Source organism: Corticimicrobacter sp. (assembly GCF_040137905.1).
Taxonomy (GTDB): Bacteria; Pseudomonadota; Gammaproteobacteria; order Burkholderiales; family Burkholderiaceae_B; genus Corticimicrobacter.
Map to the genome: position 1 here is coordinate 1 of NZ_JBEFDG010000077.1, position 26,193 is coordinate 26,193.

Below are 26,193 nucleotides of genomic sequence, written 5' to 3' on the forward strand. Positions count from 1 at the left end.
ATGAGATTGGCTATCTGCCCTTCGGGCGTGAAGAGGCAAACTTGTTCTTCAACGTGGTGGCCCAGCGCTACGAGCACACCAGCATCATCGTCACCAGTAATCTGCCCTTCTGGATTTGCCCCCGTATAACCGGACACGGGATCACCCTTGGGTTGATAAATCCTGGTGACGCCTGAACTCCCTGGGGGATCTGTATTTCAGTGCACTGTGGGGATGCTGCTCGTTGTAATGCTCGAAGGCGATCGCCAGATTCTGCAAGGCGGTAGGCACATCGGGCTTTGGCATGAAGGCGACGTAGTCACGCTTGATCGTCTTGACGAAGCTCTCAGCCATGCCATTGTTCTGGGGGCTACGCACGGGTGTGGTCAGTGGCTTCAGACCGATGCGCCTGGCAAACTCCCGCGTCTTTTTCGCAATGTAGCCCAACCCATTATCGTTCAGCCACTCGATCTGCTGTGCCACCTGGTCAGCGTCACCAAACCGCTGCTCCAGCGCCGCCAGCATCACATCGCGCACTTCATCGCCACTGTATCCTGCCGTGGTCGCTGACCAGCTCATGGCCTCGCGGTCGCAGCAGTCCAGAGCGAAGATCACTCGTAAGGGGTTGCCATCGTCGCAGCGGAATTCGAACCCGTCGGAGCGCACCAACGCTGGTTGCTGCGCAGGACGGCGACCTGCCCGTCGTGGTGCCGTGCGGGCATTTGAGGACGCCTGCGGCGCTCCAGCAACAGATCGTGGTCGCGCATCACCCGGTAAACTCGCTTGGCGTTGATGGGCAACTCCTGTCGCCGTTCCCGGTCACGACGCACCAGCGCCCAGACTCGTCGGTAGCCATAGCTGGGCAATTGTCCAATGTGCTTCTGGATCGCTTCGACCAACTCCGCATCCTGCGCCAGGCGGGCCGTGCGGCCATCACGCCAATCCACTGACCGAGCCAGCTTGACTGCCATGTTCGAGCGCGCAACGCCGAGGACTTCACTGACCCGCTTCACTGGTCTTCCCCTGGCAACGAGGGCGAGCGCGCAATCCATTTTTTTGAGCGGCCGTACTCCACCGCTTCGCGCAAAATCTCGTTCTCCATAGTCTTCTTGCCCAGCATCCGTTGCAGTTCCCGGATCTACTTGAGTGCGTCGGCCAGCTCAGAGGCCGCGACCACCTGCTCGCCGGCTCCTACCGCCGACAGGCCCCCGTCCTGGTACAGTTTGCGCCAGTGAAACAGTTGGTTCGGGTTCACGCCATGGCGTCGCGCCACCATCGAAACCGTCTGGCCAGGCTCGTTGCTCTCGCGCACCATCGCCAGTTTCTGCTCCACCGACCAGCGTCGCCGACGCTCCGGCTGGGTCAGTAATTCCATCACTTCCTGTTTGCTGTTGGTCATAAACACAGTCGTATGCCTACCTGCTATTTTAAGGGGGGACTGTGTCCGGTGATTCAGGGGGCTAATCCACCTTCGCCAATGGTCCTCCTGCTTCGCAGAGGACCAGACGCTGACCGCCGCCTTGCTCGACCGCCTGCTGCACCACGCTCATATCGTGCAGATCGCCGGCGAAAGCTACCGGCTCAAGGACAAGCGCAAAGCATGAAATATCAAGATCAGAAATTAGTTTTTTAGACGCCGGGGTGGGTCAATTTTCAACCGACGTTGACACATTTCCGTCACGCCTTGCCCGAAGCTCGCTTTGTAGCCTGCGTAGTCATCGCAGATCAGGCTGCCTTGCCAGTCCGCCAAGAAGGCTCTGGCATGGCTACCGGATCCGCCTTCCGTAAAGTCATACACCACAGCCTTAAGATCCTGGAACACCCCTGGCGCATAGGCCCAAAGATAGCCACGGTACGTTTTCTTGCTGCCGGGTTGTAGTACTTGCACCAGCGCTTCGTCAGCATGCAGTACAGGCTGCGCCAGCATTTCAGCATTCATGCGTGAGCGCGGCGGTTGGCGAACAGGTAAGCGTGGCGGAGGTGTGCTTGGCCAAACACTGCAACCACCTGCATCAGCAGACGATACATGCCGCTGCGCATGTCCACTGGCTCCACGCCCAGCCAGATATGGTCGATACGGATCATGGCAGCAAGACCTTCAGGCATACCGCCAGGCGGTCGGCGTGTTTTGCCGCCCAGTGCAGGCGCACCGGGCCTTGGCTTGATGGTAACTCTACTGTGATCCGCGTTGATTCTGCGATAACAGGCTGACGGCCCTCATCCACAGGCAGTGACGGCACAGTTCAATAAAGGCTGCCTGTCTGGTTGTCTGCGAACTTATCATCGACAATGACTGAACCGGAACACTCGCTCCGCTCTCTTTGTATTCCTCGACCAACGGCGCAGCAGATTGGCATTCAATCCGCTGGCTAACGCTATCGAGGCAATCGACACATGCGGCTGCAGGCACTGTATTACCAAGTCTCTTTTGTATTCCGCCGTATATCGCCGACGACGTCTCGGACCTGCCAAAATCTGTCCCGCAGAGTGCATACTGCTCCACCTTTTTTAATGGAGCAGTATCCTCTTATGCCCTAAGCAACGGCGCAAGGTGACCTCACCGGACGATTAATTTTAAGAAACAAAAAGCCAGTCAAATGACAGATTTTTCTTTTCTGGTCTCAATGCTTATGGATTCCATTTATACAAAAGATAAATAAGGAACAATAAGATTAGGGTTATAAACCCTCTCTTTTTCTTCGTTGACGGATCATCGCTCGTCATGAATTGCATAAATTTGGATTTTTTAGCGAACTCTTCTTCTTTTTGCTGTTGCTGCTGTTGCTTAATCTCTTCTTGCTTCTGTTTTACTTCAAGCGATCCACGCACGCTGGATGCCCAACTAGAAAATTTATCGTAATTTATGCTTTTAGAATATTTTTCCAATATAGGAAGATTATGATCGCACTCAACGAGTGTTTTCAGTGAATATTTCGCTACTTCGCTAGTAAAGTCTTTTTCCTTCAGCTCTTCCAGCATTTTCTCCAACTCGAATTCAGCTTCAGGATATTCAATTCTACTCGCGTAGCCACGCAAAATTTCTATGTTATGCTGAAAATCAGCGATGGTGTAGATGTTTGCTTCTTTGATTCTTTTATCAAAGAGCATCTTTCTTTCGCTATCAAGATTTCTCATCCCAAAGTAGGAGATGATAGCATTTAATTTCCCGTTATCCCCACCGAAATTCTGAAAAATCAATGTGTATATTTTTTGGCTGTACGGATAGTATTCGATAGCTTTCAGAAAATTGAGAAGAATTTTTTCTTCTGGAATACGCCCTTTTTCTATGCTCTCAACAAGTGCTGCAGCTTTTGATATTTCATCACTGGAGTAAGAGTATATGACTCCCGGATTGAAGGAATTGATAGCATCCACCGTCCCTAAAAAAACGGCATTAATAATATTTTTTACTCCATCACTAACTATGGAGACCGTTTCTCTATTTTTGAAAATCTCATCTTTTTTAATGCTATTCCCGATGGCCGTTACACCTTTCGCCATAAGGTTAAAAACCCCATGACCGACGTTGGAGATCAAATTCTTAGCATCTGCTTGATAAACAGCCTGTTGATTAAACCCAACCCATTTAGCTCTATTTTGGCGACGTGCTGTTCTGTGAGCATCTAATTCAGCAGTATTCTCAGCTATTGTTTCATATTGGGCTGCAATAGGTTCAAAATCTTCATCCCAAGTTACATAGGCCCCAGCAAAGCGAGAGTAAAGCTGCTCTTCTGTGACTTCGTAAATCTCATGGCTGGCTAGTATTTTCATAGCCTGATCAATGGCTTTACTTAAAACCTCATGTGCCAGACCATCAGACTGCTCATAGAGATCATCGAGATTTGAGAATCTTCCATAGAAGTTTGACAATATCAGGTCGGATTCATTTATTGCCAATACATTGAAATCCTTGCGAATTAAATTTGCATTAATCTTTGCGGACGGAATTTCAATTGAAGATCCAAATATCTCGATTTTTTTAAATTCCATGACTACTTATACCCCGGTCGATGTGATTAGAAATCGGTTCCATAGTTAAATTCAAATCAATCTAAAAAATTAATAGATTTTAGACAAACACCTATCGACAAAGCTTCTTTCTTCTACTGGATAGATGTCAGTCTTAAGACACATCTTCAACTACTTAAAAACAGAAGAAGGATAGCAGCCACTTCATGCCTTGGCACGATCAACGAGCACTTGGCGGTCAAGACAACTTACTACCGTGAGACTTGTCGTGGTCAAGTATCAGTGAGTAGTCCCCCCTATTTAGCGATTGCCAGAAGTAGGAACGCTATACGGCCATGGCCAGCCGCTGTTTAGGGGTATATCCTCCCAGTGCCATGTTTGGGCGTTCATGATTGTAAGACCACATCCATTCTGCCGCTGTACGCAGGACCTGATCCAGATTTTCCCAGTGATATTGAGACAGCCAATCGTAGCGCACCGTCCGGTTGAACCGCTCAATATAGGCATTCTGTTGTAAATTGCCTGGTTGGATATACTCAAATTTGATATCCCACCGGTGCGCCCATTCGGTGATTGCTGAACTAGAGCGTGTTATGAACTTTTCGGGAAAGCAGTTATCGTAGTGTAATACCGAGCCGCCGACCGTATCCGACTGATGCTAGTGATGAAGAATGGGCGTTCACCGCGCCGTATTTAACGCTGATGGACGAAAAAACCCCGCAGCACGGGTACGAGCTTAGGGCGATGTTCAATGTCTTGCGTTGATGGCCCGAGCAGGAGCACCGTGGCGCGGCTACCAAATGATTTTCCGTCCCGGGAGGCAGTCTATCAACAGACGCAGCACTGGTTGCAGGCCGGTTGCTTCGAGGCGATGGTGTATGCTTGCGCATCTGTATCGCGTGTGACACAGCAGCGCCAAGGGTAGCCCAGCGTGGTTATTTCTGATGGCCGCACGCTGCAATCGATCTGTGAGAGCGGCCCGCGCGCAGGTTATGACGGCTACAAACGCAAGAAGGGAAGCAAGGTTCACATAGCCGTCGACACGCAGGGACATTTGTTGGTAGTGCACGTGACGCCAGCCAATGAGCAAGAACGTGCCCAGGTGGGCGAACAGGCCCAGCAGTTCAGGCAGTGACCGGCGAGGCAGTCAGCGTCGCGCTTGCCGATCAAGGCTACACGGGACAATATCCGGCACAGGCCACGCAGACACAAGGCATTGATCTTCATATCGTGAAGCTACCCGAGGCAAAGAAAGGATTCGTCCTGCTGCCCCGCCGCTGGGTGGTTGAGCGCAGTTTCGGCGGCTGAACCGCTTCCAGCGACTGGCCCGAGATTATGAGCGGCTGCCAGAAACCCTTACCGACCCGCACTTCGTCGTGTTCGCCATACTCATGCTGAACAACATGCTGCAAAGATTAAGTTCATAACACGCTTAATGAACCACTGCAAAGATCCCTGTTTGGCTCGTAAAATATATATTGCATCGCCATCATCGACCGAGAACATCCATAGCTAAAATATCTGGGATTATGAGCAATGGGGATCACGATAGGGTCGGCACGGTGAGTCCACCGATGCTCAAGACTGCAATTGCCACGCTACGATCCTGATGCTGACCCGTATCGCCGATTACCCGATCAACTGCATCCAGGATTTATTCCATGACATCTGGATTTACCCTGCAAAGAACAGGCGACGTAAGCCGTGCAAAGGTCGTTCCCCTGCAAGACACAGCGCTGGTGCTGCGCATCGAACTGCGATACATCACACCTATCATCCATCGCACCATCGTCGTGCCTAGTCGCATCACGCTGCCCAAGCTGCACGTGACGATTCTGCGAGCGATGGGCTGGCAGGGGGGACACCTGCATGAGTTCCAGATCAACGGTATGCGCTATGGGGAACCGGATCCCGACTATCCTGATTCCAACCTTCAAAGCGAAAAGCGGGTGCGTCTGGACAAAGCCCTGGGTGATACCCAAGATCTTGCCTACCTCTACGACTTCGGTGACGACTGGGAGCACGACCTGCGCATCATGGAAGTGGCGTTCTTTAACGATCCACTGACTTCACCCATATGTCTGGACGGCGCAAATGCCTGCCCGCCCGAAGATGTCGGCGGTCTGCCGGGCTACGAGCACTTCGTGCGAGTACTCTCCGACAGGACTCACCCTGAATACGATGACATGCTGCTCTGGCACGGCAAGCGCTTCGATCCCGCCGCTTTCGACCTCGGTGAGGTCAATCAGCGATTGCGTCAAATACAGATCTAATTCAAGACTATATTGGGCGGACGCTTTACAGACAGCTCAGAGAGGCGACTCGAACATATCCTCAATCCGTTCGGCATCGAGTACCTGCATCGTCCATTGCTGCAAGGTGAGCAGGTCGGCAGTGGCGATACGCGCCTGTATCGGGGCTGGAATGTGGCTGAATTTGCGCAGCAAGAGTTGATTGAGCATGGTCTGCAGTGCTGCCTGACGACCTTGCTCTTGCCCCTGCTGTATGCCTTGTTGAATACCTTTCTGCAGGCCCTCTTCCCGCCCCTTTTGCAGCCCCTGCGCCAACCCTTGCTCGACCCCTTTGCGAGTAGCACGATTGAGAGCCGTGCGCTCATCAAGCATGGCAATATCACGCTGCAACGCGGCCCAGCGCAGTTTTTCGTCAGCGGACAGGGTTTGCAGGTGTTGTAATGTTTCTTGCACAGGGGGATGGGTGATCTGCTTCATGGCGGCCTCGTCCAGGTTGTGCAGCAGGCAGGCGATCCAGGCGTGTAGTTCGGGCGGCAGACCGCCGAGCCGTTCAGCCTTGGGCAGTTCCATTATATGCAGTTGCAAGGCTTCCTTGAAGCAGACGGCGGGAGTCTGCTCGTCACGCAGGGCCAACCGCCAGAGCGCTTGTTGTGGGTGTTCCGGGAATAGATCATGCGCCAGCAGGCTGATGCCAATGACAGGTCGCAGACCGTCGTAGTTCTGGCCCGCCTGCAATTGCTCCGACAGACCACGGGCGAGGTAATACACATTGCGCTCAGGCCAGGGTTCCTCGCGACGGACCTGCATTTCGATGATGAACAGGGCCTCGGTGGCATCGCGCACCAGAATATCCATGACAATGCGCTTGCCATTGACGTGACGCGGCAATCTACCGGATGGCTGGATCATTGAAAATTGGACAAAATTGTCACTCCGTACATCAGCCAATAGCCCCCTCAAATCATCCCCGGCTTCCCCAGTTCCGTCCCATCCACCAGCCGCGCATGCCTGAACGGTGCCGGATCCACGATCGGCGTATCCCCGCACACCAGATCCGCCACCAGCCGACCCGCCCCCGGCCCGATCCCGAAGCCATGCGCGCTGAATCCGGCCGCGACCAGCAGCCCTTGCGGCCCGGCCGGCGAGATCACCGGGATCAGGTCCGGCGTGCTGTCGATCAGCCCGCCCCAGGCACGCACCACCTGCAGCGCGGCCATGGCCGGGTACTCTTTCTTGATGGCCCGCAGGGCTTCATCGACCATCGCATGATCGGGCGCAGGGTCCAGAATGCGTTGCCGCTCGAATGGCGACTCGCCATCCATCTGCCAATGCGCGTTGGCCTCCGGCCCCCGGAAAAATGACTTGCCGATCCTGATCTTGAGGTTGGGCAGCCGATTGCGAAAACCCGGCCAGAACTGCCGCGCATGGCGGAACAGTTGCGGCGTGATTTCCAGCCGGCCACGACCGGAGACGGACAGCGCATAGGCACCATCGATGGTCGGGCGCAGGGCGAAGGTCGGGGTGTACAGCGGCGTGGGAATCACGCCGGGCGCGGCATCCGAGGTCAGCATGGCGGTGCCGTTGACGTGCGCCAGCGGCAGGGTCAGGCCATGTCGCCGGCAGAACAGCGAGGCCCAAGTGCCACCCGCGCACACCACGGTCGAAGCACGCACCAGACCGCGCTCGGTCCAGACACCGCTGATGCGACCCGCCTCGATATCCAGGCCGCGCACAGCGCAATTCTGGTGGACCAGTGCGCCCAGTTTCTGCGCAGCGCGGGCCAGTGCCGGGCTGGCTCGAAAAGGATCGGCATGGCCATCGTCATGCGACCAGACACCGCCCAGCCATTGGGTGGTGCTGCCCGGGGTCAGTTCACGGGCGCGGGAAGGGGTCAGGATTTCACTGTTGAAGCCAAAATCCCGCGCCTTGGCACCCCACGCCTGCCAGGTATCGATCTCGCTCTGGCGGGTAGTCGCATAGACAATGCCCGAACGCCGAAAGCCCAGCTCTTCACCCGTCTCAGCACCCAGTTCGCCCCAACGGCGCAGGCTGTACATTGCCAGCGGCAGTTCGCGATGGTCGCGGTTCTGCTGGCGGCACCAGCCCCAGTTGCGGCTGGACTGTTCGGCACCGACCAGGCCTTTCTCGAACAGGGCCACCCGCACACCCTTGCGGGCCAGTTCATAGGCCGCCGCCGTTCCCACAATACCCGCACCGATAACCACGACATCGACGGCCTGCGGAAACTCGCCGCTGTCCGGCACCGCTTCGATATTCTGCAACATGCTCTTGGTTTCCTTGGAAAGTTTTGAAGGCCCGCCAGGGCCTGCCTCGTCAGGCCAGTGCCTGCGACGCCAATGCAAATCTCGACGCGCCCCCTGCGGGAATCGGCCATGCGCCTTTTGCCATGACAGCCACGGTATCGACCTGCTGCAACCCACGCGCCAGCAGTGCCGTCTGCAGGCCCGAGGACTCGGGGATATCGATGCGCACCAGTCCGGAACCGGCCTCGGCCAGCAGGGTATCGATCAGGGCCAGCGCGCTGTCGCCATCGGGTGCGATCACCGGGCCGATTACCTGCCCACGGCCAAACAGACGCACCACCGCATAGGCCTGCAAGTGCCCATCGCGGTACAGGCCCACCATGCGCCCGGCGCTGGCCAGGGCCTGCAGCAACGCTGCCCGCCCCATGCCGGTTGCACCATCATCCAGCGCAATCGCCTCGCGCAAGGCCGATGCGTCTGCCAGCTCGGCAATCTGTCCGGCCACGACCACAGGCGTGACCGGCGCAGGCTCGCCCTGCATCTGCAGCACCTGGCCTGCCGGCACAAAGCCCTGTCGGGCATACACGCCTGCGCCTGCCGGGGTGGCATGCAGCAAGACCGGCTCGCTGGCGCAATCGGCCAGCAGCTTCTCCACCATCTGGCTGGCCATGCCGCGCCCGCGATGGGTATCAGCCACGATAATCAGGCCGATCGTCATGCCATGCGCATAGCGCCAGCGCATGGCCACACCCACCAGCGCATTCTGTTCCCAGACCGCCAGCCCTTCACCCAATGCCAGGCAGAAGGCCCAGTCTTCGAGGCGATGCGGCCAGCGAGCGGCGACCGAAAGGGCATGCGCCCTGGGCAGATCCTGCTCACGCAGGGGCTGGAACCGCCATGCAGATTCCTGTTGTTGCAGCATGTCTGGATTCTCCAATGTCTCGGCCATTATTGTCGTTCCGCCAGCAGTTGCTGGCGTGACCTGTCGGCACTGATGCGCGCCGTGGCTTCTTCCAGCCATCCCTGGCGCAGTTCCGGCACCGAGTTGACCAGCAGGTCGGTGTAGGGATGCCGGGGTGGTACGGTCAGCTCACCGCGCGCGCAATGATCGACCTGCTTGCCCCGGTACAGCACCATCACCTCGTCACAGATGGCGCGCACCACCGAGATGTCGTGGCTGATGAAGATGTAGGCAAGGCCCAGTTCCCGGCGCAATTCCGCCAGCAACTCCAGAATGGCCGCCCCCACCACCGTATCCAGCGCCGAGGTCACTTCGTCGCACAGAATCAGGTCGGGTTCGGCAGCCAATGCCCGGGCCAGATTGATGCGCTGCTTCTGCCCGCCCGACAGTTCCGAGGGCAGGCGCTGCGCAATGGCCGCCGGCAGGCGCACCATGTCCAGCAACTGGATGACCCGCTGGCGTACCTTGTCAGGCGGGCAGCAATTGAAGACCTGCAGCGGGCGCATCAGGATTTCCTCGATCGTGCGCTTGGGGTTGAGCACGGTATCCGCATTCTGGAAAACCAGTTGAATGCGGCGGCGCTCATCCTGGTCGCGCTGCATGAAGCGCGGGGCCAGTGGCCGGCCATCGAAGCGTATCTGTCCCTGGTAGGGTGCTACCAGTCCCGCGATCGTCCAGGCCAGCGACGACTTGCCGGAGCCGGACTCACCAATGATGCCCAGGGTCGTGCCACGCGCCACGCGCAGATCGATATCCGTCAGGACCTTGATGGGCGGTACCCCCTGGCGATCCGGCTTGCCGTATCCTGCCGACAGGCCCGACACCTCCAGCAGCGGGCGGATGCCTGCGCTTTCCGAAGGCGGGGCAGCCGGTGCCTGCTCGACGGTCTCGACCACGGTTTCGGGGCGGGCGGCAGCCAGCAAGCTGCGAGTATACGGATGCTGCGGATCGGTCAGGATCTGGCCGATCTCGCCATATTCCTGGATTTCCCCGCCGTTGAGCACCACCACCCGATCCGCCATCTGGGCCACCACGGCCAAGTCGTGCGACACATACACGGCACTGGTATGGCGCTCGCGGATGGCTTCCTTGAAGGCACGCAGCACGTCGATCTGCGTGGTCACATCCAGGGCGGTGGTCGGTTCGTCGAACACCACCACATCCGGATCGTTGATCAGTGCCATGGCCGCCATCAGACGCTGCAACTGCCCGCCCGATACCTGGTGCGGATAACGCTCGCCAATCGTCTCCGGGGCAGGCAGCGCCAGTGCCCGGAACAATTCGACGGCCTTGATCCGCGCCTGCTGCGGCGTCATCAGACCGTGAATCTGCGCGCCTTCGATCACCTGGTTCATGATAGTGCGCGACGGGTTGAAAGATGCAGCCGCGCTCTGCGCCACATAGGCGACCTTGCGCCCACGCAGGGTTCGCAGCGCCCGGTCATCCAGCGCCAGCACATCTGTGCCATCGACCCGCACGCATCCCCCCGCGATGCGGCAGCCACGGCGGGCATAGCCGAGCAGGGACAGTGCAATCGTTGTCTTGCCGGAGCCGGATTCACCGATCAGGGCCAGCACCTCGCCGCGCCCGACCGAAAAACCCACGTTGTTGACGATGGTGGTTTCGGGGCCGCCATCGCGACGGGCCACGACCTGCAGGCCTTCGACCACGACCAGGGGTTCATGTGATGCGCTCATGCCTGTACTCCTTTTGCGGCCACGCGCTTGCGCAGCGACAGGCTGTCGATCAACAGATTGACGCCGATCGTCAGCGTAGCGATGGCCACGGCAGGCACGATCACCGCCGGCGCGCCCTCGAACAGCCCCGACATGTTCTCGCGCACCAACGCACCCCAGTCGGCATAGGGAGGCTGTACACCCAGGCCCAGGAAACTCAGGCCGCTCAGGGTCAGCACGATATAGACAAAGCGCAAGCCGAAATCCGCCAACATGGGATGGATCATGTTGGGCAGCAGTTCCCGGAAGGCAATGTAGAAATTGCCCTCGCCGCGCAGCCGCGCCACGATGACGTATTCCATGGCATTGAGGCTCACTGCCATCGAGCGCGCAATCCGGTAGGAACCCGGCATGTAGGTGATCGCTGCCGTGATGATCAGCAAGGGCAGGGAGGAACCAAACACCGCCACGATCAGCAACGCGAAAATCTTGCTCGGCGTCACCAGCAACACGTCGTTGATCCGGCTGATGATCTCATCGACCGTGCCGCCAGCTACCACCGCCAGCAGCGCCAGCAGCGTGCCACCCACGCTGGCGCATATGGCTGCCGTCAAGGCCAGCCCGATGGTCAGTTGGGCTCCATACAGGATCCGGCTCAGCATATCCCGGCCCAGGTAATCGGTGCCCAGCCAGAACTGGCTGCTCAGGGAGCCGAAAATATCGTTGTCGGCCAGATCCTCCATGCCGTACGGCGCAAGATAGGGACCCAGCACCATCATCGACAGCCAGAACAGCGAAATCACCAGCCCGATTTTGCCGGCCAAAGGCAGCGACACACAGAATCGCCACAGCCCCGACGGCAGGTTCAGTATTTTCTTGATCATGATTTGCGCAGCCTCGGGTTGAAGACAATGGTGCAGATGTCCGCCAGCAGCAGCAGAAACAGGTAGCACGCACTGAAGAACAGCACCCCGGCCTGCACCATCGGCAAATCCCGGTTGCTCACCGCATCCACCAGTTGCAGCGCCAATCCCGGATAATTGAAAATGGTCTCGATGATGATGACGCCGCCCAGCAGGTAGGACGTGCTCAGCGCCATCACATTGGCAATCGGGCCGACCGCATTGGGCAGGGCGTGCGACAGCACCACCCGCAACGGCCGCCCACCCTTGAGCAGCGCCATTTCCACATAGGGCGCATCGAGCTGGTTGATGATGGCCGCCCGCGTCATGCGCGCCATCTGCGCCACCACCACGCAGCACAGGGTCAGCACCGGCATGGCATAGCTGCGCAAAAACGCGCCCAGGCTGTCGACGTTGCCGCCGAACGACAGTGCCGGCAGCCACTGCAGCTTAACGGCGAACACCAGCACGGCCAGCGTCGCCACCAGGAATTCCGGCACCGCCACCACCGACATGGTCAGGATGCCCAGCACCCGGTCGAGCCGCGAACCATTGCTCATTGCCGAGACGATGCCCAGCACCAGCGCGATCGGCACGGACACCAGCACCGTCACCCCCGCCAGCATCAGCGAGTTGGGAATCCGCGAGGCAATCAGTTCGGCCACCGGAAAACCGCTGGCATACGATGTACCCAGATCGCCCTGCAGGATGCCCGCCAGCCATTGCCAGAAACGCAGCCAGACCGGCTGGTCCAGCCCCAATTGCTGGCGCAGCGCGGCCACGGTCTCAGGCGTGGCCTGCTGCCCCAGGGCCAGTTGCGCCGCGTCGCCCGGCAGCAGGCTGGTGATGCCGAAGATCAGCGCGGCCACCAGGAACAGGGTCAACAGCCCGGCCCCCAGACGCCTGACAATCAGGCTGGCAATGGTCCAATTGAACATTCACGGCTCCTTTCCGGCTTCAGGCATCAAGCCAGACATCCTCGGCAAAGCGGTATCCCATCAGCATGCCGGCCGGGTTCGGCGTCAGGCCCTTGACGCGCTTGTCGTAGGCATCAAGAAAGCTGATGAAAACCGGGATCAGCACACTGCACTGCTCACTGATCAGGACCTGCATGTCGCCATACATCTGCTTGCGCTTGCCCTCGTCCAGCTCGGCCCGGGCCTGAACCAGCAACTCGTCGAACTGGGTGTTCTGCCAGCCCGATTCGTTCCAGGGCGAATCCGATTTGTAGAACTGCGAGAAGAGCGCATCCAGCGTCGGCCGTGGATTGATCGACCCGTAGGACATCGGGTGCTTCATCCAGTGATTGCTCCAGTAGCCGTCATAGGGCACCCGCCGCACATTCAATTGCAGCCCGACCGTGCGTGCACTCTGCTGCAGCAACTGGGCACCGTCGACCGACCCTTCGACATTGGGCGTGCAGACCAGGTCCCCGCCCTTGCCCTGCAGCTTGCCGCGCTCGACGTGAAAGCGCGCACGGTCGGGATCGTAGGCCCGCTGGGGCAGGTCTTTCATGTAGTAGGGATGCCAGTCGGGCACCGGATGGTCGTTGGCCAGCGTGCCGTAGCCGCGCAGGATGGCATCGCGCACCCGCTCGCGGTTCTGCAGGTATTTCATGGCCATGACGAAATCCGGATCGCGCACCACATCGGCATCCTGGCGCAGGATCAGGTTGGTATACAGGCCGGAACGGGTTTCCAGCACCTCGTGACGCCCACCGGCGCGCAGGCGCTCGATGTCGCGCGGGCCGACCGTCGTCACCATATGCAGATCGCCGGCCAGCAGTCCATTGACGCGCGCAGCCTGGTCGGTCAGGCCGATCAGTTCGATTTCGTCCAGGTACGGCTTGCCGTTTTTCCAGAAATTCTCGTTGCGCACACCCACCACGCTGCCGCCCGGCGTGAACGACTTGCTGCGATAGGGGCCCGTGCCGTTGGCCAGCGCAAAATCGGTCGTGCCATCGGCAATGATCAGGAAATGCGAGGTGCCGAGCAGGGCCGGCAGATCGACGTTGGGCGACACCAGTTCGATGCGGACATCGTGCGGGCCTTCCGCCACCACCGTCTCGAACTGATCGGCCAGTGACTTGGCCTTGGACGCCGTGGCAGGATCCTTGTGCCGCAACAGAGAATAGACCACGTCGTCGGCCGTGAAAGGCTTGCCATCGTGGAACACCACACCCTGGCGCAGCTTGAGGTGCCAGACACGGCCATCCGGCGACTCGAACGACTCCGCCAGCGCCGGCTGGGCATGCATCTGGTCATCGAGTTCGGTCAGCCCGCTGTAGAACATGAACTGGCGCATGTAGTCGCCGGAGTTGGTGCCCTTGGCCGGGTCCAGCGTATCGGCGACCGACGAGTTGGATGCCGCCACGCGCAACCTGCCGCCACGCCTGGGGGCTTCGGCCAGGGCCGGTCCGCCATAGAGCAGCAGCCCAGCTGCCGACATGGACAGCCCCGTCGCCATGGACAATCGCAGAATGTCGCGACGGGACCAGCCAGATTTGCCGTGCTTATCAGTGTCATTCCCCATGATGCTTCCTTTTGTGTTGCGTTGACGACTTCGACTTCAGAAAAACAGGTCCTTCATCCGGTAATACAGTCCCGCCATCGGCAGGAACCAGGGCGTGCCGCTATAGCCCGGCACCGCGGGCCATTGATCCGCGCCTTGCCAGGGATGCAAGGCCGGCCGGCCCAGCATCTGCTCGGCCATGACCTGCCCCATGCGCACCGACATCTGGGTGCCATGCCCGCTGTAGCCGGTCGAGAAATACAGTCCCTCGTGCTGTCCGGCACGCGGGAATCGGTCCACCGTCATATCGACCAGGCCGCCCCAGCAGTATTCGATCCGCGTCCCGGCAAGCTGGGGAAACACCCGCTGCAGACCGGCCTCCAGAATGTGGCCGCTCTTGCGGTCGGACAGCGGATTGCTGAGTGCAAATCGGGCACGCCCGCCAAAGACCAGACGCCCATCTTCCGTGGTGCGGAAGTAGTTGCCGATGTTCAGCGTCGTCACGTACGTGCGCCGCTGCGGCAGTAAGCTGTCGATCACGGCAGGGGCCAGCGGCTCGGTCACGACGATGAAGCTGCCCACCGGCACGATGCGCCGTTGCAGCCAGGCAAAAGGGCCGACATTGGAGCAGCCCGTCGCCAGCAGCACGCGCCCAGCCTCGATCGTGCCCCTGGACGTGCGCACCCGGTAACGTGTGCCTTCCAGGCGCTCCAGCCCGGTCACCGGCGTCTGCTCATGCACGCAAGTTCCCTGGCGAACCGCCGCCTGGGCCAGCCCCATGCCGAAACGCCCCATGTGCATCTGCGCGCCCCCCGGCATCAACAATCCGCCGTGGAAGGCCTCGGAATCGATTTCATCGCGCAGCCCGGCCCGGTCAAACAGCTGAACATCGGGCGACACATGACGGCGAAGTGCCGCATAGGTGGCCTCCAGTCCTTGCATATGACGTGCCTTGGAAGCCAGCTTGAGCTTGCCGCGACGCACGAAATCGCAGGCAATGTTTTCTTCGCGCACCAGTTGCTCGACATGATCGACCGCTTCCGTATAGAAGCGCTGCAGGGTGCAGGCCCGTTCCAGCCCGGCGCTCCTGACCAGCCCGGCAAAATCGTGGGCAACGCCGGTATTGCAGTGCCCGCCGTTGCGCCCGGAAGCCTGGCCGATCACGGTCCCGGCATCGAGCACCACCACCTGCACACCGGCACGCGCCAGCGACAGGGCCGCAGACAGCCCGGTAAATCCGGCCCCCACGATCACGCATTCTGCCTGGGCAGGCAGGTCCGACGCGGCTGCGGCATCGAAGGCGGGTGCGGTACTCAGCCAGTACGGTTCGAGCTTCATGATGATGGCTACCGGTCAGAGTCCCAGCACACCGGCCAATCCGCCGATATCGCGGATTTCCTGATATCCGTAGTACGGTGTGGAGGGCTCGTGCCCGCGCGCCACGAAGACCTTGTTGCGGATTCCCAGGTCATGGGCCGTCATCAGGTCGTAGCGCAGGCTGGAAGACACGTGCAGGATGTCTTCCGGGCCGCATCCCAATTGATCCAGCATGTATTCGAACGGGCGCATGCGCGGCTTGTAGGCCTGCGCCTGCTGCGCCGTGAACACGGCATGAAAGGGCGCACCGAGCTTGTCGACATTGCTGTGGATCTGCTCGTCCATCGCATTCGACAGGATCACCAGCGGCACCTCTTTGGCGACCTTGGCCAGCCCTGCCGGCACGTCGGCATGCGGTCCCCAGGTCGGCACCGTCCGGTAGATACGCTCGCCTTCGCCTTCCCGGTATTCGATGCCATTGCGCTTGCAGGTGCGGCGGATGGCGCTCTCGACCACATCCTTGTAAGGCTTCCAGTCACCCAGCACTTCATCCAGGCGAAACGCCGCAAAGTGTTGGGTGAAGGTCGGCATCATTTCGGGGCTGACGCGGTCGGCATAGATCTCGGCGGCAATGCCGGCCATGTCGAAAAAAATCAGCGTGCCGTAGCAATCGAAAGTGACGTACTTGGGTTTGAAAATGGCCATGATGGATTCCTTGCGCTTGCCTGAAATGAAAACTCAATCGAAGTCGATCAATACGCTCTTGTGACGCAGGTTCGCCTCGAAGGCCTGCCGTCCCAGATCCTTGCCCACACCCGAGCCATTGAAGCCACCCGTAGGCACGATGAAGTCATGCGTGCGGCCATACCGGTTCACCCAGACCGTGCCGGCCGCCAGCGCACGGGTCGCGCGCAGTGCCCGGCCCAGGTCCTGCGTATGCACGCCGGCTGCCAGCCCATACACCGGATGTCCGGCCAGCGCGATCCCTTCGTCCTCATCGTCGAAGACCTGCACGGTCAGCACCGGGCCGAAGATTTCATCGCGCACGGCCGGTGTATTGGCATCGACCTCCGTCAGAATGGTGGGCCGATAGAAAAAACCACCGCCAGTGCCTTCGAAAAAATCGCCCCCGGTCAGGACACGGGCACCAGCAGCAATACTGGCCTGCACCGCCTCGTGCACCTTGTCGGCCTGCCGTCCGTTGATCAGCGGGGCATAGCGGGTGGCAGCCTGCCAGGTCAGTCCGGGGCGCAGTTCGGCCACCGCCTCGGCCACCGCCTCGACCAGCGCAGCCGCAATGCGTCGCTGCACGATAAGGCGTGTCCCGGCCACGCAGGCCTGCCCGGCATTGGAGGTAAAGCCCTTGGCGATACGGCTGGCCACTTCGCGGATATCACCGGCATCCTCGAACACCAGTTGCGGGCTCTTGCCGCCCAGTTCCAGCGTGGCTGGCTTCATGCCATGATGCGCCGCCTCCGACATCACCACCGCCCCGGTCGCCGTAGACCCCGTGAACGACACCTTGCGCACCAGGGGGTGTCGCACCAGTGCAGACCCCGTGCTGGCACCATAGCCATTGACGATATTCAGGACACCCGCCGGCAGCCCGGCCTGGATGGCCAGTTCCGCCAGATACAGGGTCGAGAAAGGCGTCAGCTCCGACGGCTTGAGTACCACGGCATTGCCGGCCGCCAGTGCCGGGCCGCATTTCCAGGAAGCCATCGACAGCGGAAAATTCCACGGCGTGATCGCCCCCACTACGCCATAGGGTTCCGGTGCCAGCAAACCCAGACTGCCGCCGCGCGTGGGCAGCAGATCGCCACTGTACTTGTCTGCGCACTCGGCAAAAAAACGGATTGCCTCGGCGGTAAACGGAACTTCGTGCAGGATGCAATCATGGATGGGTCGGGTCGAGCTCACGGCTTCCAGCCGCCCCAGCGTCAGGCTGTGCTCGTCGATGAGGTCAGCCCAGCGGCGCAGGATGCGGGCGCGTTCGCGTGGCGGCCGGCGATCCCAGCCGCTGTCCTGCAGCGCCTGATGGGCATTTTGCACGGCCCGGTCTACCAGGTCGGCATCGCCGTCGGGCACCGCCCCCAGCAGCAGCCCGTCGGATGGCCGGTTGACCTCGATATCCCATTGCCCGCCCGCCACAGGGCTGCCCCCGATGAAATGGCCGCCTGGCAGCCTCACATCGCCGGGATCGAAATCGCTGATTGTGTTCATGTCCATGAGTCTCTTGTCGTCCCTAGTCTTGTGCGACCGGCGTCAAGGCCGGAAAACGCTGCCGGATATCGGCCAGCACGGCATCCATCTGCATATCCATGTCGCCACCGGCATGCTCGCCGGCTGCCACGGCATCGAAAATCCGGTGCTTGAGGTAGTGCCGCCACAGGATGGGCACGCCAGCCAGAAAATCGGTCAGGCGGGCGTAGCGTGCCCGGGTCCAGACCTGTTCATAGGCGGTCCGCGCCGCACCGAAATCGAAATGCCCGTCGGGCACGTCCACTGCCATCGAGGCACGCAGCGCATCGGTCGCAGCCAGGTCGAGTTCGCCCTGCACATCGATCACCACGCCATACTGCAAGCGCGCCTGGGCCGAGGAAACGAATCCGCACTGCACATCCCTGAGCACACGCTGGGGATCGCGTTCCAGCGGATTGCCGTAGCCGCCCGCGCCCGGCCCGATCACCCGGATCACATCACCCGGCTCGCAGGCCACCACGTCGGTATTACCCAGTTCGACATGGCGCGACGTATCGGGATTCTTCTGGAATCGCGACAATGCCCCATGTCGCCCCCCCAGCACGCCCCAGCTGTGAAAACGGGAGCGGTTGCGATTGCGGGCCGTCACCACCGTACCCGGTGCCGACACCCGAAATGCCATGACCGTCGCCATGCCACCCCGGTACTTGCCGGCACCGCCCGTATCCGGTTCGATACCGTAGCGCAGGAAATGAATCGGCACTTCGGCCTCGTTGATTTCGATGGGCGTGTTTTTCAGGAAGGCCGAAGAGCCGCCCATGCCATCCGGACCATCGTTGAAGGGCGTGCCGCCGCCCCCACCACCCACCGGGCCGATGGAAGCCATGATGGGCAGGTTGTGCCTGTCATGGGTCTTGATGTTCATGATGGCGTTGCCACCCGGCGCGCTGGCCGGAATCTTCTCCGGCAACGCCTGCGAGAACGCCCCGAAGGTCACGATCTGGGTCAGCATGCAGGTCAGCGAACGCATGCCCACGGCAGCCGGTGCCTCGCAATTGACCACGCTGCCCCGGGGCAGGATGGCACGCGCCACGCGCAGGGTGCCGGCATTGAGCAGCAAGCCCGGATGCAGCGTATAGAGCACATAGGTCAGGCCCACCATCGCCAGCGGGTGACGCTCACGCCCGCCCGTGGGCATGTTCAGCGATGACGCCAGTTGGGGATCGCTGCCGGTGTAGTCCAGCACCAGTTCATCACCCTGTATGCGCAGCGTCAGCGCCACCCGGCAGGGATGGTCGCTGTCGCCATCCTCGTCGGCATAATCCGCAAAGAAATACTCACCGTCCGGAATCTCGCGGATGACGCTGCGTGCCTGCTGGTGCGCATAGTCCAGGATAGCGCGTGCGCCTTCCCGGAAGGCCTCGACGCCGAAGCGGTCGATGATCTCGTGGATCTTGCGCTCGCCGATATTGACGGAGGCAATCTGGGCGTTGAAATCCCCCCAGTTCTGCGCAGGTGCCCGGACATTGAGCAGCAGGATATCGATCACATCCTGGTTCAGCACACCGGCCCTGACGATCTTCAGCGGGGGAATCCGCACCCCCTCCTGGACGATCTCGGTCAGGGCACGCGACAGCGAGGCAGGCACGGCACCGCCGACATCCGTATTGTGGATATGCCCGACCACGAAGCAGACGATCCTGCCGTCATGGAAAACCGGCTTCCAGATATGCAGGTCCGGCGAGTGCGTGGCCACATTGCCGCTGTAGGAATCGTTGGTGATGCAGATGTCGCCCGGTTCGTAGCTGTCGATCATGTCCACCACCGGCGCGTAATCAATGCCGCTGTACCAGGGTGCGCCGAAGCTGCGGGGCGAGGCAAAGGCCAGTCCGTCCTCGGTCAGGATGGTGCAGGAAAAGTCCTCGGTTTCCTTGACGAAGGCCGAATGCGCCGTACGCATCAGGGTATAGGCCATGGCATCGGCGGCTGCGCAGCAGTAATTCGCCAGGATCTGTATGTTTCTCTTGTCGAAGGCCATGTTCATTCTCCGAAGGCCGCAGCAGGCGCGCAGGCAATCAGCAGGTTGCCGAAGCTGTCCACCGACACCGCCATGCCTGGCAGCACCGTGGTGGTCGTATCGTTCTGCATGACGATGGCAGGGCCGGTAAACGCATGCCCCTCGCGCAGGTCTTCGCGGACATACACCGGCACCGTGCGCCACTGCCCATCCATGAAGGCCTTGATCTGCTGGCGCGGCTGCAACGGCTGCAGCGCCTTGCCGATCGGCTTGATCACAGGCTTGGCCGTGGCGCCGGAAATCACCAGCCGCAGACTGATCAGTTGCGGCACGGCCTGCGCGTCGTGATGACCGAACAGGCGCGCGTGTTCACGATGGAAAGCCTGCGCGATCTGCGCCACGTCGCCACGCTCGATCCAGGCCGGCTCCAGCGGCGTCTCGATCTCGTACGACTGGCCGCGATAGCGCATATCCGCCGAACACTGCAGGGTGCTCTCGCCGGTAAAGGCCTGCTCCACCCGCAGCCACTGCTCGGCACGCGTGCGCAATCCATCCAGCGCCGCCTGCAGCGGTGCAGCGATGGCGGGCGACACATCCTGGTAGAGGGTATCGATGAAATCGTTGCGGACATCGGCGACCAATCCACCCAGCGCGCTCAGCACACCCGGCACCAGGGGCACCACCACGCCCTGCAGGTTGAGTTCGCGTGCCAGGTAGCTGGCCATCATGGGCCCGGCCCCCCCGAAAGCCAGGAAATGGTATTCGCGCGGATCGATGCCGAAGCGCGACAGCAGGGCGCTGACATCGGCGTACATCTCGGACGTAGCGATGCGGATGATGTTTTCGGCTGTCTCGTGTACATCCTGCTTCAGCAAGGCGGCCAGTTCCCCCACGACGGCCAGCGAACGCGCGCGATCCACCTGCACGGCGCTGTAGCCAAGCTGGCTGTGCCCGATCACCCCGCAGACCACGAAGGCGTCGGTGACCGTTGCCCGCGTACCACCCCGGTTGTAGCAGGCGGGCCCTGGCAAGGAACCCGCACTGTCCGGCCCGACCTTGAGGACGCCATGCGCATCCACCCAGGCAATCGATCCGCCCCCCTGACCCACCGACGTCACCGACACGGACGGAATATGGATCTGAAACTCACCCACGACCTCGCCGACACCATACTGGGCCTGGCCATCGTGGATCACGGCCACATCGGCACTGGTGCCGCCGATATCCAGGCTCAGGATTCGTCCGTAGCCGCAACTGCGCGCCACGAAGCCGGCCCCGATGACACCCGAGGCCGTGCCCGAAAGTATCATCTGCACGCTCTCGGCCTTGGCCTGGGCCGCGCTCATGACACCGCCATTGGACTTGGTGATCCGGGGTGGCACCGTCACACCCTGGGCGGCCAGGGCCTGCTCGAAAGAGGTCAGATAATGACTGACCTTGGGCTGGACGTAGCCATTGATGACTGCGGTCGTGGTGCGCTCGTATTCACGGATGATGGGCCAGATCTCGCTGGCGCAGAACACCGCCATGCCGGGAGCCTGTTGCTGCACCCACGCTTTCACGGCCTGTTCGTTGGCACCGTTGCGATAGGCATTCAGGAACGAGATGACCAGCCCTTCGCAGCCTTTCGCCTGCGAGGCAGCCAGAGCCTGTTCCATACTCTCCAGTTGGGCAGGCAACAGCACCTGGCCCTCACTGTCGATACGCTCGTCAATCGGGAACACGCGATCCCGGCTGATCAGGGGGTCGGGGCGGCGGCCATACAGGTTGTGGATCGGATGGATCTTCAACCGGCCCAGTTCCAGCACATCCTCGAAATGACGCGTGGTCAGCAGCCCCAGCCGGACACCCTTGCGCTGGATGACGGCATTGATGCCGACGGTCGTGCCATGCGTGAAATAGCAGACATCTTCCGCCCGGATGCCATCGCGCTCGGCAAACGTCTCGAGCCCCTTGGTGATCTCGCTGCCCGGTGCATCCGGCCGCGACAGCACCTTCAGTGTGAAGACTTCCGAACTTGCCTCATCCAATACGGCAAAGTCGGTAAATGACCCGCCGATATCGACCCCGATCCTGTAGCCCATTTCAAATGCCCTTTCCTGCGTGCCGATGAAGCCACCCGGTTTCGAATATTGCTTCGGGTTCATTCATCCGACCGATGATGTTTAATATATTAAAAATATAATCACATTTCTAGCAGTTTTTTAAAAATTCGGGAAAACCCCGAAGCACTACAAAAAGCACAAATATGGTGAATAAATGGCACTTTAAATGTGCATATGCGTTTTTTAAGTGCAAAAATCCTATGGAGGTGAAAATATCGCACCGCCATAATTTCAATATAGTGTTTTAAATAAACCGACAGAGGGCATACTCAGCGGCCAGTCATGCTTATTTCCTGATCCTCATGTACCACTCCGGATGCGGCACGCTCTCGAATCCGGCCCGTCGATAGACCTCATGCGCATCCCGGGTCGCCAGCAACCACGACCGGACATCTGCCAGCGCCGGATGCGTCTGCATGACCCGAGCCAGCCAGGTCGCCAGCCCACGTCCACGATGTGCCTCCACGACAAAGACATCCCGAAGGTAGGCAAATATGGCCCCATCGGTCACGACCCGCGCAAATCCTACCTGCACGCCATCGCCGTCATAAATACCAAACGGCAGAGACCCGGACAGGGCGCGCTCCAGCGTCTGCCTGGGCAACCCTGCCGACCAGTACGCTTCATCGGCCAGATAGCGGTGGATGAACTCGATATCGAGCGCCTGCCGCGCATCGCTGATGCAATAGCCATCCTCCCGCGTGACCGCGAAAACAGCCGGTATCTTGTCCATGCCATGTCCTGCCACTGCCGTTCTCCTTGCACTGAAATCGTCCCGCCTGATATTCAATATAGTGCCATCCAAAGATCAAAATAATAAGTAAATACCCTGATTTTCAGCGCAAAAAGCAACCAAAAAACACAATCTAGTTGAAATTTCAAGAACCTGTGACGGCAGCAGCAGAGCCTGCCGAAAAGCAGCGAACAACCGCATGGTCTACCTGTTTTCCGTGCCAATAAGGACAAATCTGCCAGACCACCGATGCTTTAATTTTCGGGTTGCCTCACAAGGACGTAGACACATGCCGCTCACTATCTTGAACACGGATCTGCTGCCGGGCAGTAACTTCATTGCCGGTACTTGGGTAGAAGCCGAAGACGGTGCCGTCTTTGCCGTATCGGACCCTGCCACGGGAAAGGACTTTGCCAGCGTGCCGGACAGCAGCGCAGGCGATGCCCGCCGCGCCGTGGATGCCGCCGACACTGCATTTGCATCATGGCGCAAAGTCCCCGCCAGGCAGCGGGCCCTGATCATCAAACGCTGGAATGACCTGATCCTGGCCAACCTGGATGATCTGGGCAGGCTGATTTCCCGCGAACAGGGCAAGCCCCTGGCCGAAGGCAAGGGCGAGGTCGCCTATGCCGCCAGCTATGTCGAATGGTTCGGCGAGGAAGCCACGCGTGCCGATGGCGACATCATTGCCGCCCCCGTGGCCGGTCGGCGCATGTTCGCCCTGCGCGAGCCGGTCGGCGTGGTGGCGGCCATCACCCCCTGGAATTTCCCTGCTGCCATGATCGCCCGCAAGATTGCCCCGGCGCTTGCTGCAGGCTGCACCGTCGTCTGCAAGCCGGCCGAAGATACGCCGCTGACGTCCCTGGCCCTGGTGCGCCTGGCAGAGCAGGCAGGCGTGCCACCCGGCGTCCTGAATATCGTCACGGCATCACGCCAGCAGGCCGCCCATGTGGCCGATGTCTGGCTGGACGACCCACGCGTGCGCAAGATCACCTTCACGGGTTCGACGCCGGTCGGCAAGCTGCTGGCGCGCCGCTCGGCCGATACCCTCAAGAAGCTGTCGCTGGAACTGGGCGGCAATGCCCCCTTCATCGTGTTCGAAGACGCTGACCTGGAGGCCGCCGTCGAAGGCCTGATGGTCGCAAAATTCCGCAATGGCGGTCAGACCTGCGTCTGCCCCAACCGGGTCTATGTCCACCAGGACGTCCACGACGACTTCGTCGCCAGGCTGACCACCCGCGTGCAGGCGCTGGTGGTCGGCCCGGCCAGCGATCCGGACTCGCAGATCGGCCCCATGATCAACACCCGTGCCGTGGAAAAAATCGACCGCCATGTCCGCGACGCCGTGGAGAAGGGCGCGCATATCGTGACCGGCGGCCATCGCCTCGAACCGGGCAGCGGCGCACCCGCCCACTATTACGCCCCCACAATCCTGACCGGCGTACAGGCCTCGATGGCCTGCGCCTGCGAGGAAACCTTCGGTCCCGTCGTGCCCATTACCTGCTTTGGCGATGAGGCCGACGTGATCCGGCAGGCCAACGACACGCCTTTCGGGCTGGCAGCCTATTTCTATTCGCGCGACGTGCGCCGTATCTGGCGTGTCACGGATGCGCTGGAAACCGGCATCGTCGGGGTCAACGAAGGTGCCGTCGCTGCAGAATCGGCCCCCTTCGGCGGAGTCAAGGATTCCGGTTATGGCCGCGAGGGTTCCCGCCACGGTCTCGAGGAATACATGCACATCAAGTATGTCTGTCAGGGTCAGCTCGACTGAGCCTGGCAGACAGGTGCCAGGGCGGCTCTGCCCCTGACACCACAACATTCAGGCAACAGCAGGCATATCAGCACACACCACTCCATCATTCGCCAGAAGGAATCTGAAAAATGACACATACCAACCAGGCCTGGATCGATGCCAGGACACAGCATGTACCACGCGGCGTCGTCACCGCGCATCCCATCTTCGCAGAGCGGGCACAGGGCAGCCTGCTGTGGGATGTCGAAGGACGCCGCTATATCGACTTCGTGGGTGGCATCGGCGTGCAGAACGTCGGCCACAACCATCCCCGCGTCGTAGCGGCCGTACAGTCACAATTGACCCGTGTCAGCCACGCGGCATTCCAGGTCGTCGGCTACGACCATTACGTCACCCTGGCCGAAAGGCTCAACACACTGGTCGGTGGCAGCGAACCCTTCCAGACGCTGCTGGCCACCACCGGAGCCGAGGCCGTCGAAAACGCCATCAAGATCGCCCGGGCCTATCGCAACGTACCCGGTGTCATTGCCTTTCGCGGCGGTTTCCACGGCCGCACGCTGCTGGGCTCCACGCTGACCGGCATGAGCACCCCGTACAAGCAGAACTTCGGCCCGCTGGCCGGCGACATCTACCATACGCCCTATCCCGACGATTATCTGGGGGTATCGGGTGACGATGCCCTGCAGGCGCTGGAAGAACTGTTCGCGACACAGATCGCCCCCGAGCGGGTCGCCGCCATTCTGCTGGAACCCGTCCAGGGCGATGGCGGATTCCGTCCGGCAGGTGCCGCATTCCTGAAAAAACTGCGCGCACTGGCTAACCATCACGGCATCGTGCTGATCCTGGACGAAGTGCAGACGGGATTCGGCCGTACCGGAAAAATGTTCGGATTCCAGCATGCCGGCATCCAGCCTGATCTCGTCACGGTTGCCAAGAGCCTGGCAGGCGGCTTGCCGCTGTCGGGTGTCGTCGGCAAGCGTCACATCATGGAGGCTCCGACGCCCGGCGGCCTGGGCGGCACCTACGCCGGCAACCCGCTGGCCTGCGCAGCCGCCTTGGCGGTCCTGGATGTTTTCGAAGAGGAATCGCTGCTGGAGCAGGGTGAACGCCTGGGCTCGCTGCTGCGTGCCGGACTGGATGCACTGGCCGCGCAATTCCCTGTCATCGGCACCGTGCGCGGCGTAGGCCCCATGCTGGCCCTGGAATTCGTGCGCAACGGCGATCCGCGCCAGCCGGACGCAGACATGGCCCAGCGCGTCATCGACCTGTGCCGGGCCGATGGTCTGCTGGTCATCAAGTGCGGCGTCTATCGCAATACGCTGCGCCTGCTGGCACCGCTGAATACGCCGCAGGATATTGCCCAGGAAGCGCTGGGGATTCTTGGCACGGCGATAGCAAAAGCCTCCTCGACCTGATGAATTGAAGCGGGCTTCAGCCCAGCGTGATCCCCCTGTCATGCCGAGACCCGGCGACGTTGCAAATACATGCAACATCGTCGGGTCTGCTGGCATGTGCCCAGGGTTGACCATCCCGTACCTGCGATGCACACTGG

Annotated in this window: 19 protein-coding genes and 6 pseudogenes; 6 read left to right on the forward strand and 19 right to left on the reverse strand. The window is 60.4% G+C overall.

The window, feature by feature from the left end; genetic code table 11:
- Nucleotides 1-110 (forward strand): annotated as a pseudogene (locus ABN482_RS13345) (ATP-binding protein); the annotation flags it as partial.
- Nucleotides 111-141: 31 nt separating this feature from the next.
- Here ABN482_RS13345 and ABN482_RS13350 read toward each other — a convergent pair.
- A pseudogene (locus ABN482_RS13350) lies at nucleotides 142-1,354 on the reverse strand (IS3 family transposase).
- 100 nt (nucleotides 1,355-1,454) lie between these two features.
- On the opposite strand from ABN482_RS13350, the pseudogene ABN482_RS13355 reads away from it, so the two are divergent.
- Nucleotides 1,455-1,583: pseudogene (locus tag ABN482_RS13355) on the forward strand (ATP-binding protein); the annotation flags it as partial.
- A gap of 77 nt (nucleotides 1,584-1,660) precedes the next feature.
- Here the strand turns inward: ABN482_RS13355 and ABN482_RS13360 are convergent.
- From ABN482_RS13360 to ABN482_RS13375, 5 genes and pseudogenes are all read right to left on the reverse strand, one after another.
- A pseudogene (locus tag ABN482_RS13360) lies at nucleotides 1,661-1,894 on the reverse strand (IS66 family transposase); the annotation flags it as partial.
- A gap of 20 nt (nucleotides 1,895-1,914) precedes the next feature.
- Nucleotides 1,915-2,064, reverse strand: a complete 150-nt coding sequence (gene tnpB, locus ABN482_RS13365; RefSeq protein WP_349504454.1) for an IS66 family insertion sequence element accessory protein TnpB — start codon at nucleotides 2,062-2,064, stop codon at nucleotides 1,915-1,917.
- 195 nt (nucleotides 2,065-2,259) lie between these two features.
- On the reverse strand, nucleotides 2,260-2,472 hold the full coding sequence (locus ABN482_RS16500; RefSeq protein ID WP_502877300.1) for a transposase: 213 nt from the start codon (nucleotides 2,470-2,472) through the stop codon (nucleotides 2,260-2,262).
- 135 nt (nucleotides 2,473-2,607) lie between these two features.
- Nucleotides 2,608-3,969, reverse strand: coding sequence for a hypothetical protein (locus ABN482_RS13370; RefSeq protein WP_349504455.1), 1,362 nt, complete (start codon nucleotides 3,967-3,969; stop codon nucleotides 2,608-2,610).
- Between the two features lie 304 nt (nucleotides 3,970-4,273).
- Nucleotides 4,274-4,531, reverse strand: a pseudogene (locus ABN482_RS13375) (integrase core domain-containing protein); the annotation flags it as partial.
- 44 nt (nucleotides 4,532-4,575) lie between these two features.
- Between ABN482_RS13375 and ABN482_RS13380 the strand changes: the two are divergent.
- Together ABN482_RS13380 and ABN482_RS13385 are read left to right on the forward strand one after the other, a co-directional pair.
- Nucleotides 4,576-5,375 (forward strand): annotated as a pseudogene (locus ABN482_RS13380) (IS5 family transposase).
- 234 nt (nucleotides 5,376-5,609) lie between these two features.
- A complete protein-coding gene (locus ABN482_RS13385; RefSeq protein ID WP_349504456.1) occupies nucleotides 5,610-6,221 on the forward strand; it encodes a plasmid pRiA4b ORF-3 family protein in 612 nt (203 codons plus the stop codon).
- Nucleotides 6,222-6,257: 36 nt separating this feature from the next.
- Here ABN482_RS13385 and ABN482_RS13390 read toward each other — a convergent pair whose 3' ends face one another.
- The 13 genes from ABN482_RS13390 to ABN482_RS13450 all read right to left on the reverse strand — a co-directional run bounded on the left by ABN482_RS13390 (nucleotide 6,258) and on the right by ABN482_RS13450 (nucleotide 22,888).
- A complete protein-coding gene (locus ABN482_RS13390; protein WP_349504457.1) occupies nucleotides 6,258-7,109 on the reverse strand; it encodes an Rpn family recombination-promoting nuclease/putative transposase in 852 nt (283 codons plus the stop codon).
- Nucleotides 7,110-7,156: 47 nt separating this feature from the next.
- Nucleotides 7,157-8,485, reverse strand: coding sequence for an NAD(P)/FAD-dependent oxidoreductase (locus ABN482_RS13395; protein WP_349504458.1), 1,329 nt, complete (start codon nucleotides 8,483-8,485; stop codon nucleotides 7,157-7,159).
- 49 nt (nucleotides 8,486-8,534) lie between these two features.
- Nucleotides 8,535-9,386: a GNAT family N-acetyltransferase gene (locus tag ABN482_RS13400; RefSeq protein WP_349504459.1), complete on the reverse strand. Its 852-nt coding sequence runs from the start codon at nucleotides 9,384-9,386 to the stop codon at nucleotides 8,535-8,537.
- 26 nt (nucleotides 9,387-9,412) lie between these two features.
- On the reverse strand, nucleotides 9,413-11,122 hold the full coding sequence (locus ABN482_RS13405) for an ABC transporter ATP-binding protein (protein WP_349504460.1): 1,710 nt from the start codon (nucleotides 11,120-11,122) through the stop codon (nucleotides 9,413-9,415).
- On the reverse strand, nucleotides 11,119-11,985 hold the full coding sequence (locus tag ABN482_RS13410; RefSeq protein ID WP_109063078.1) for an ABC transporter permease: 867 nt from the start codon (nucleotides 11,983-11,985) through the stop codon (nucleotides 11,119-11,121). The genes ABN482_RS13405 and ABN482_RS13410 overlap by 4 nt, the downstream gene beginning before the upstream one ends.
- A complete protein-coding gene (locus ABN482_RS13415) occupies nucleotides 11,982-12,941 on the reverse strand; it encodes an ABC transporter permease (RefSeq protein WP_143859389.1) in 960 nt (319 codons plus the stop codon). Before ABN482_RS13415 ends, ABN482_RS13410 begins: the two co-directional genes overlap by 4 nt.
- 19 nt (nucleotides 12,942-12,960) lie before the next feature.
- Complete coding sequence (locus ABN482_RS13420) at nucleotides 12,961-14,535, reverse strand: ABC transporter substrate-binding protein (RefSeq protein WP_349504461.1); 1,575 nt, start codon at nucleotides 14,533-14,535, stop codon at nucleotides 12,961-12,963.
- Between the two features lie 36 nt (nucleotides 14,536-14,571).
- Entirely contained in the window at nucleotides 14,572-15,852 is a 1,281-nt protein-coding gene (locus tag ABN482_RS13425; protein WP_349504462.1) for an NAD(P)/FAD-dependent oxidoreductase, read from the reverse strand.
- 15 nt (nucleotides 15,853-15,867) lie between these two features.
- Entirely contained in the window at nucleotides 15,868-16,536 is a 669-nt protein-coding gene (locus tag ABN482_RS13430) for a haloacid dehalogenase type II (RefSeq protein ID WP_109063082.1), read from the reverse strand.
- Nucleotides 16,537-16,569: 33 nt separating this feature from the next.
- Nucleotides 16,570-18,054, reverse strand: a complete 1,485-nt coding sequence (locus tag ABN482_RS13435; protein WP_502877301.1) for an aldehyde dehydrogenase family protein — start codon at nucleotides 18,052-18,054, stop codon at nucleotides 16,570-16,572.
- A gap of 22 nt (nucleotides 18,055-18,076) precedes the next feature.
- Nucleotides 18,077-20,071: a hydantoinase B/oxoprolinase family protein gene (locus ABN482_RS13440; RefSeq protein WP_349504464.1), complete on the reverse strand. Its 1,995-nt coding sequence runs from the start codon at nucleotides 20,069-20,071 to the stop codon at nucleotides 18,077-18,079.
- 2 nt (nucleotides 20,072-20,073) lie between these two features.
- Nucleotides 20,074-22,134 (reverse strand): hydantoinase/oxoprolinase family protein, encoded by a 2,061-nt coding sequence (locus ABN482_RS13445; RefSeq protein WP_349504483.1) that lies wholly within the window; start codon nucleotides 22,132-22,134, stop codon nucleotides 20,074-20,076.
- Between the two features lie 307 nt (nucleotides 22,135-22,441).
- Nucleotides 22,442-22,888 (reverse strand): GNAT family N-acetyltransferase, encoded by a 447-nt coding sequence (locus tag ABN482_RS13450; protein ID WP_349504465.1) that lies wholly within the window; start codon nucleotides 22,886-22,888, stop codon nucleotides 22,442-22,444.
- Nucleotides 22,889-23,177: 289 nt separating this feature from the next.
- Between ABN482_RS13450 and ABN482_RS13455 the strand changes: the two genes are divergently transcribed.
- Nucleotides 23,178-24,659 (forward strand): NAD-dependent succinate-semialdehyde dehydrogenase, encoded by a 1,482-nt coding sequence (locus ABN482_RS13455; RefSeq protein ID WP_349504466.1) that lies wholly within the window; start codon nucleotides 23,178-23,180, stop codon nucleotides 24,657-24,659.
- Between the two features lie 110 nt (nucleotides 24,660-24,769).
- Nucleotides 24,770-26,056: a 4-aminobutyrate--2-oxoglutarate transaminase gene (gene gabT / locus ABN482_RS13460; RefSeq protein WP_349504467.1), complete on the forward strand. Its 1,287-nt coding sequence runs from the start codon at nucleotides 24,770-24,772 to the stop codon at nucleotides 26,054-26,056.
- The last annotated feature ends 137 nt before the right edge of the window (nucleotides 26,057-26,193 follow it).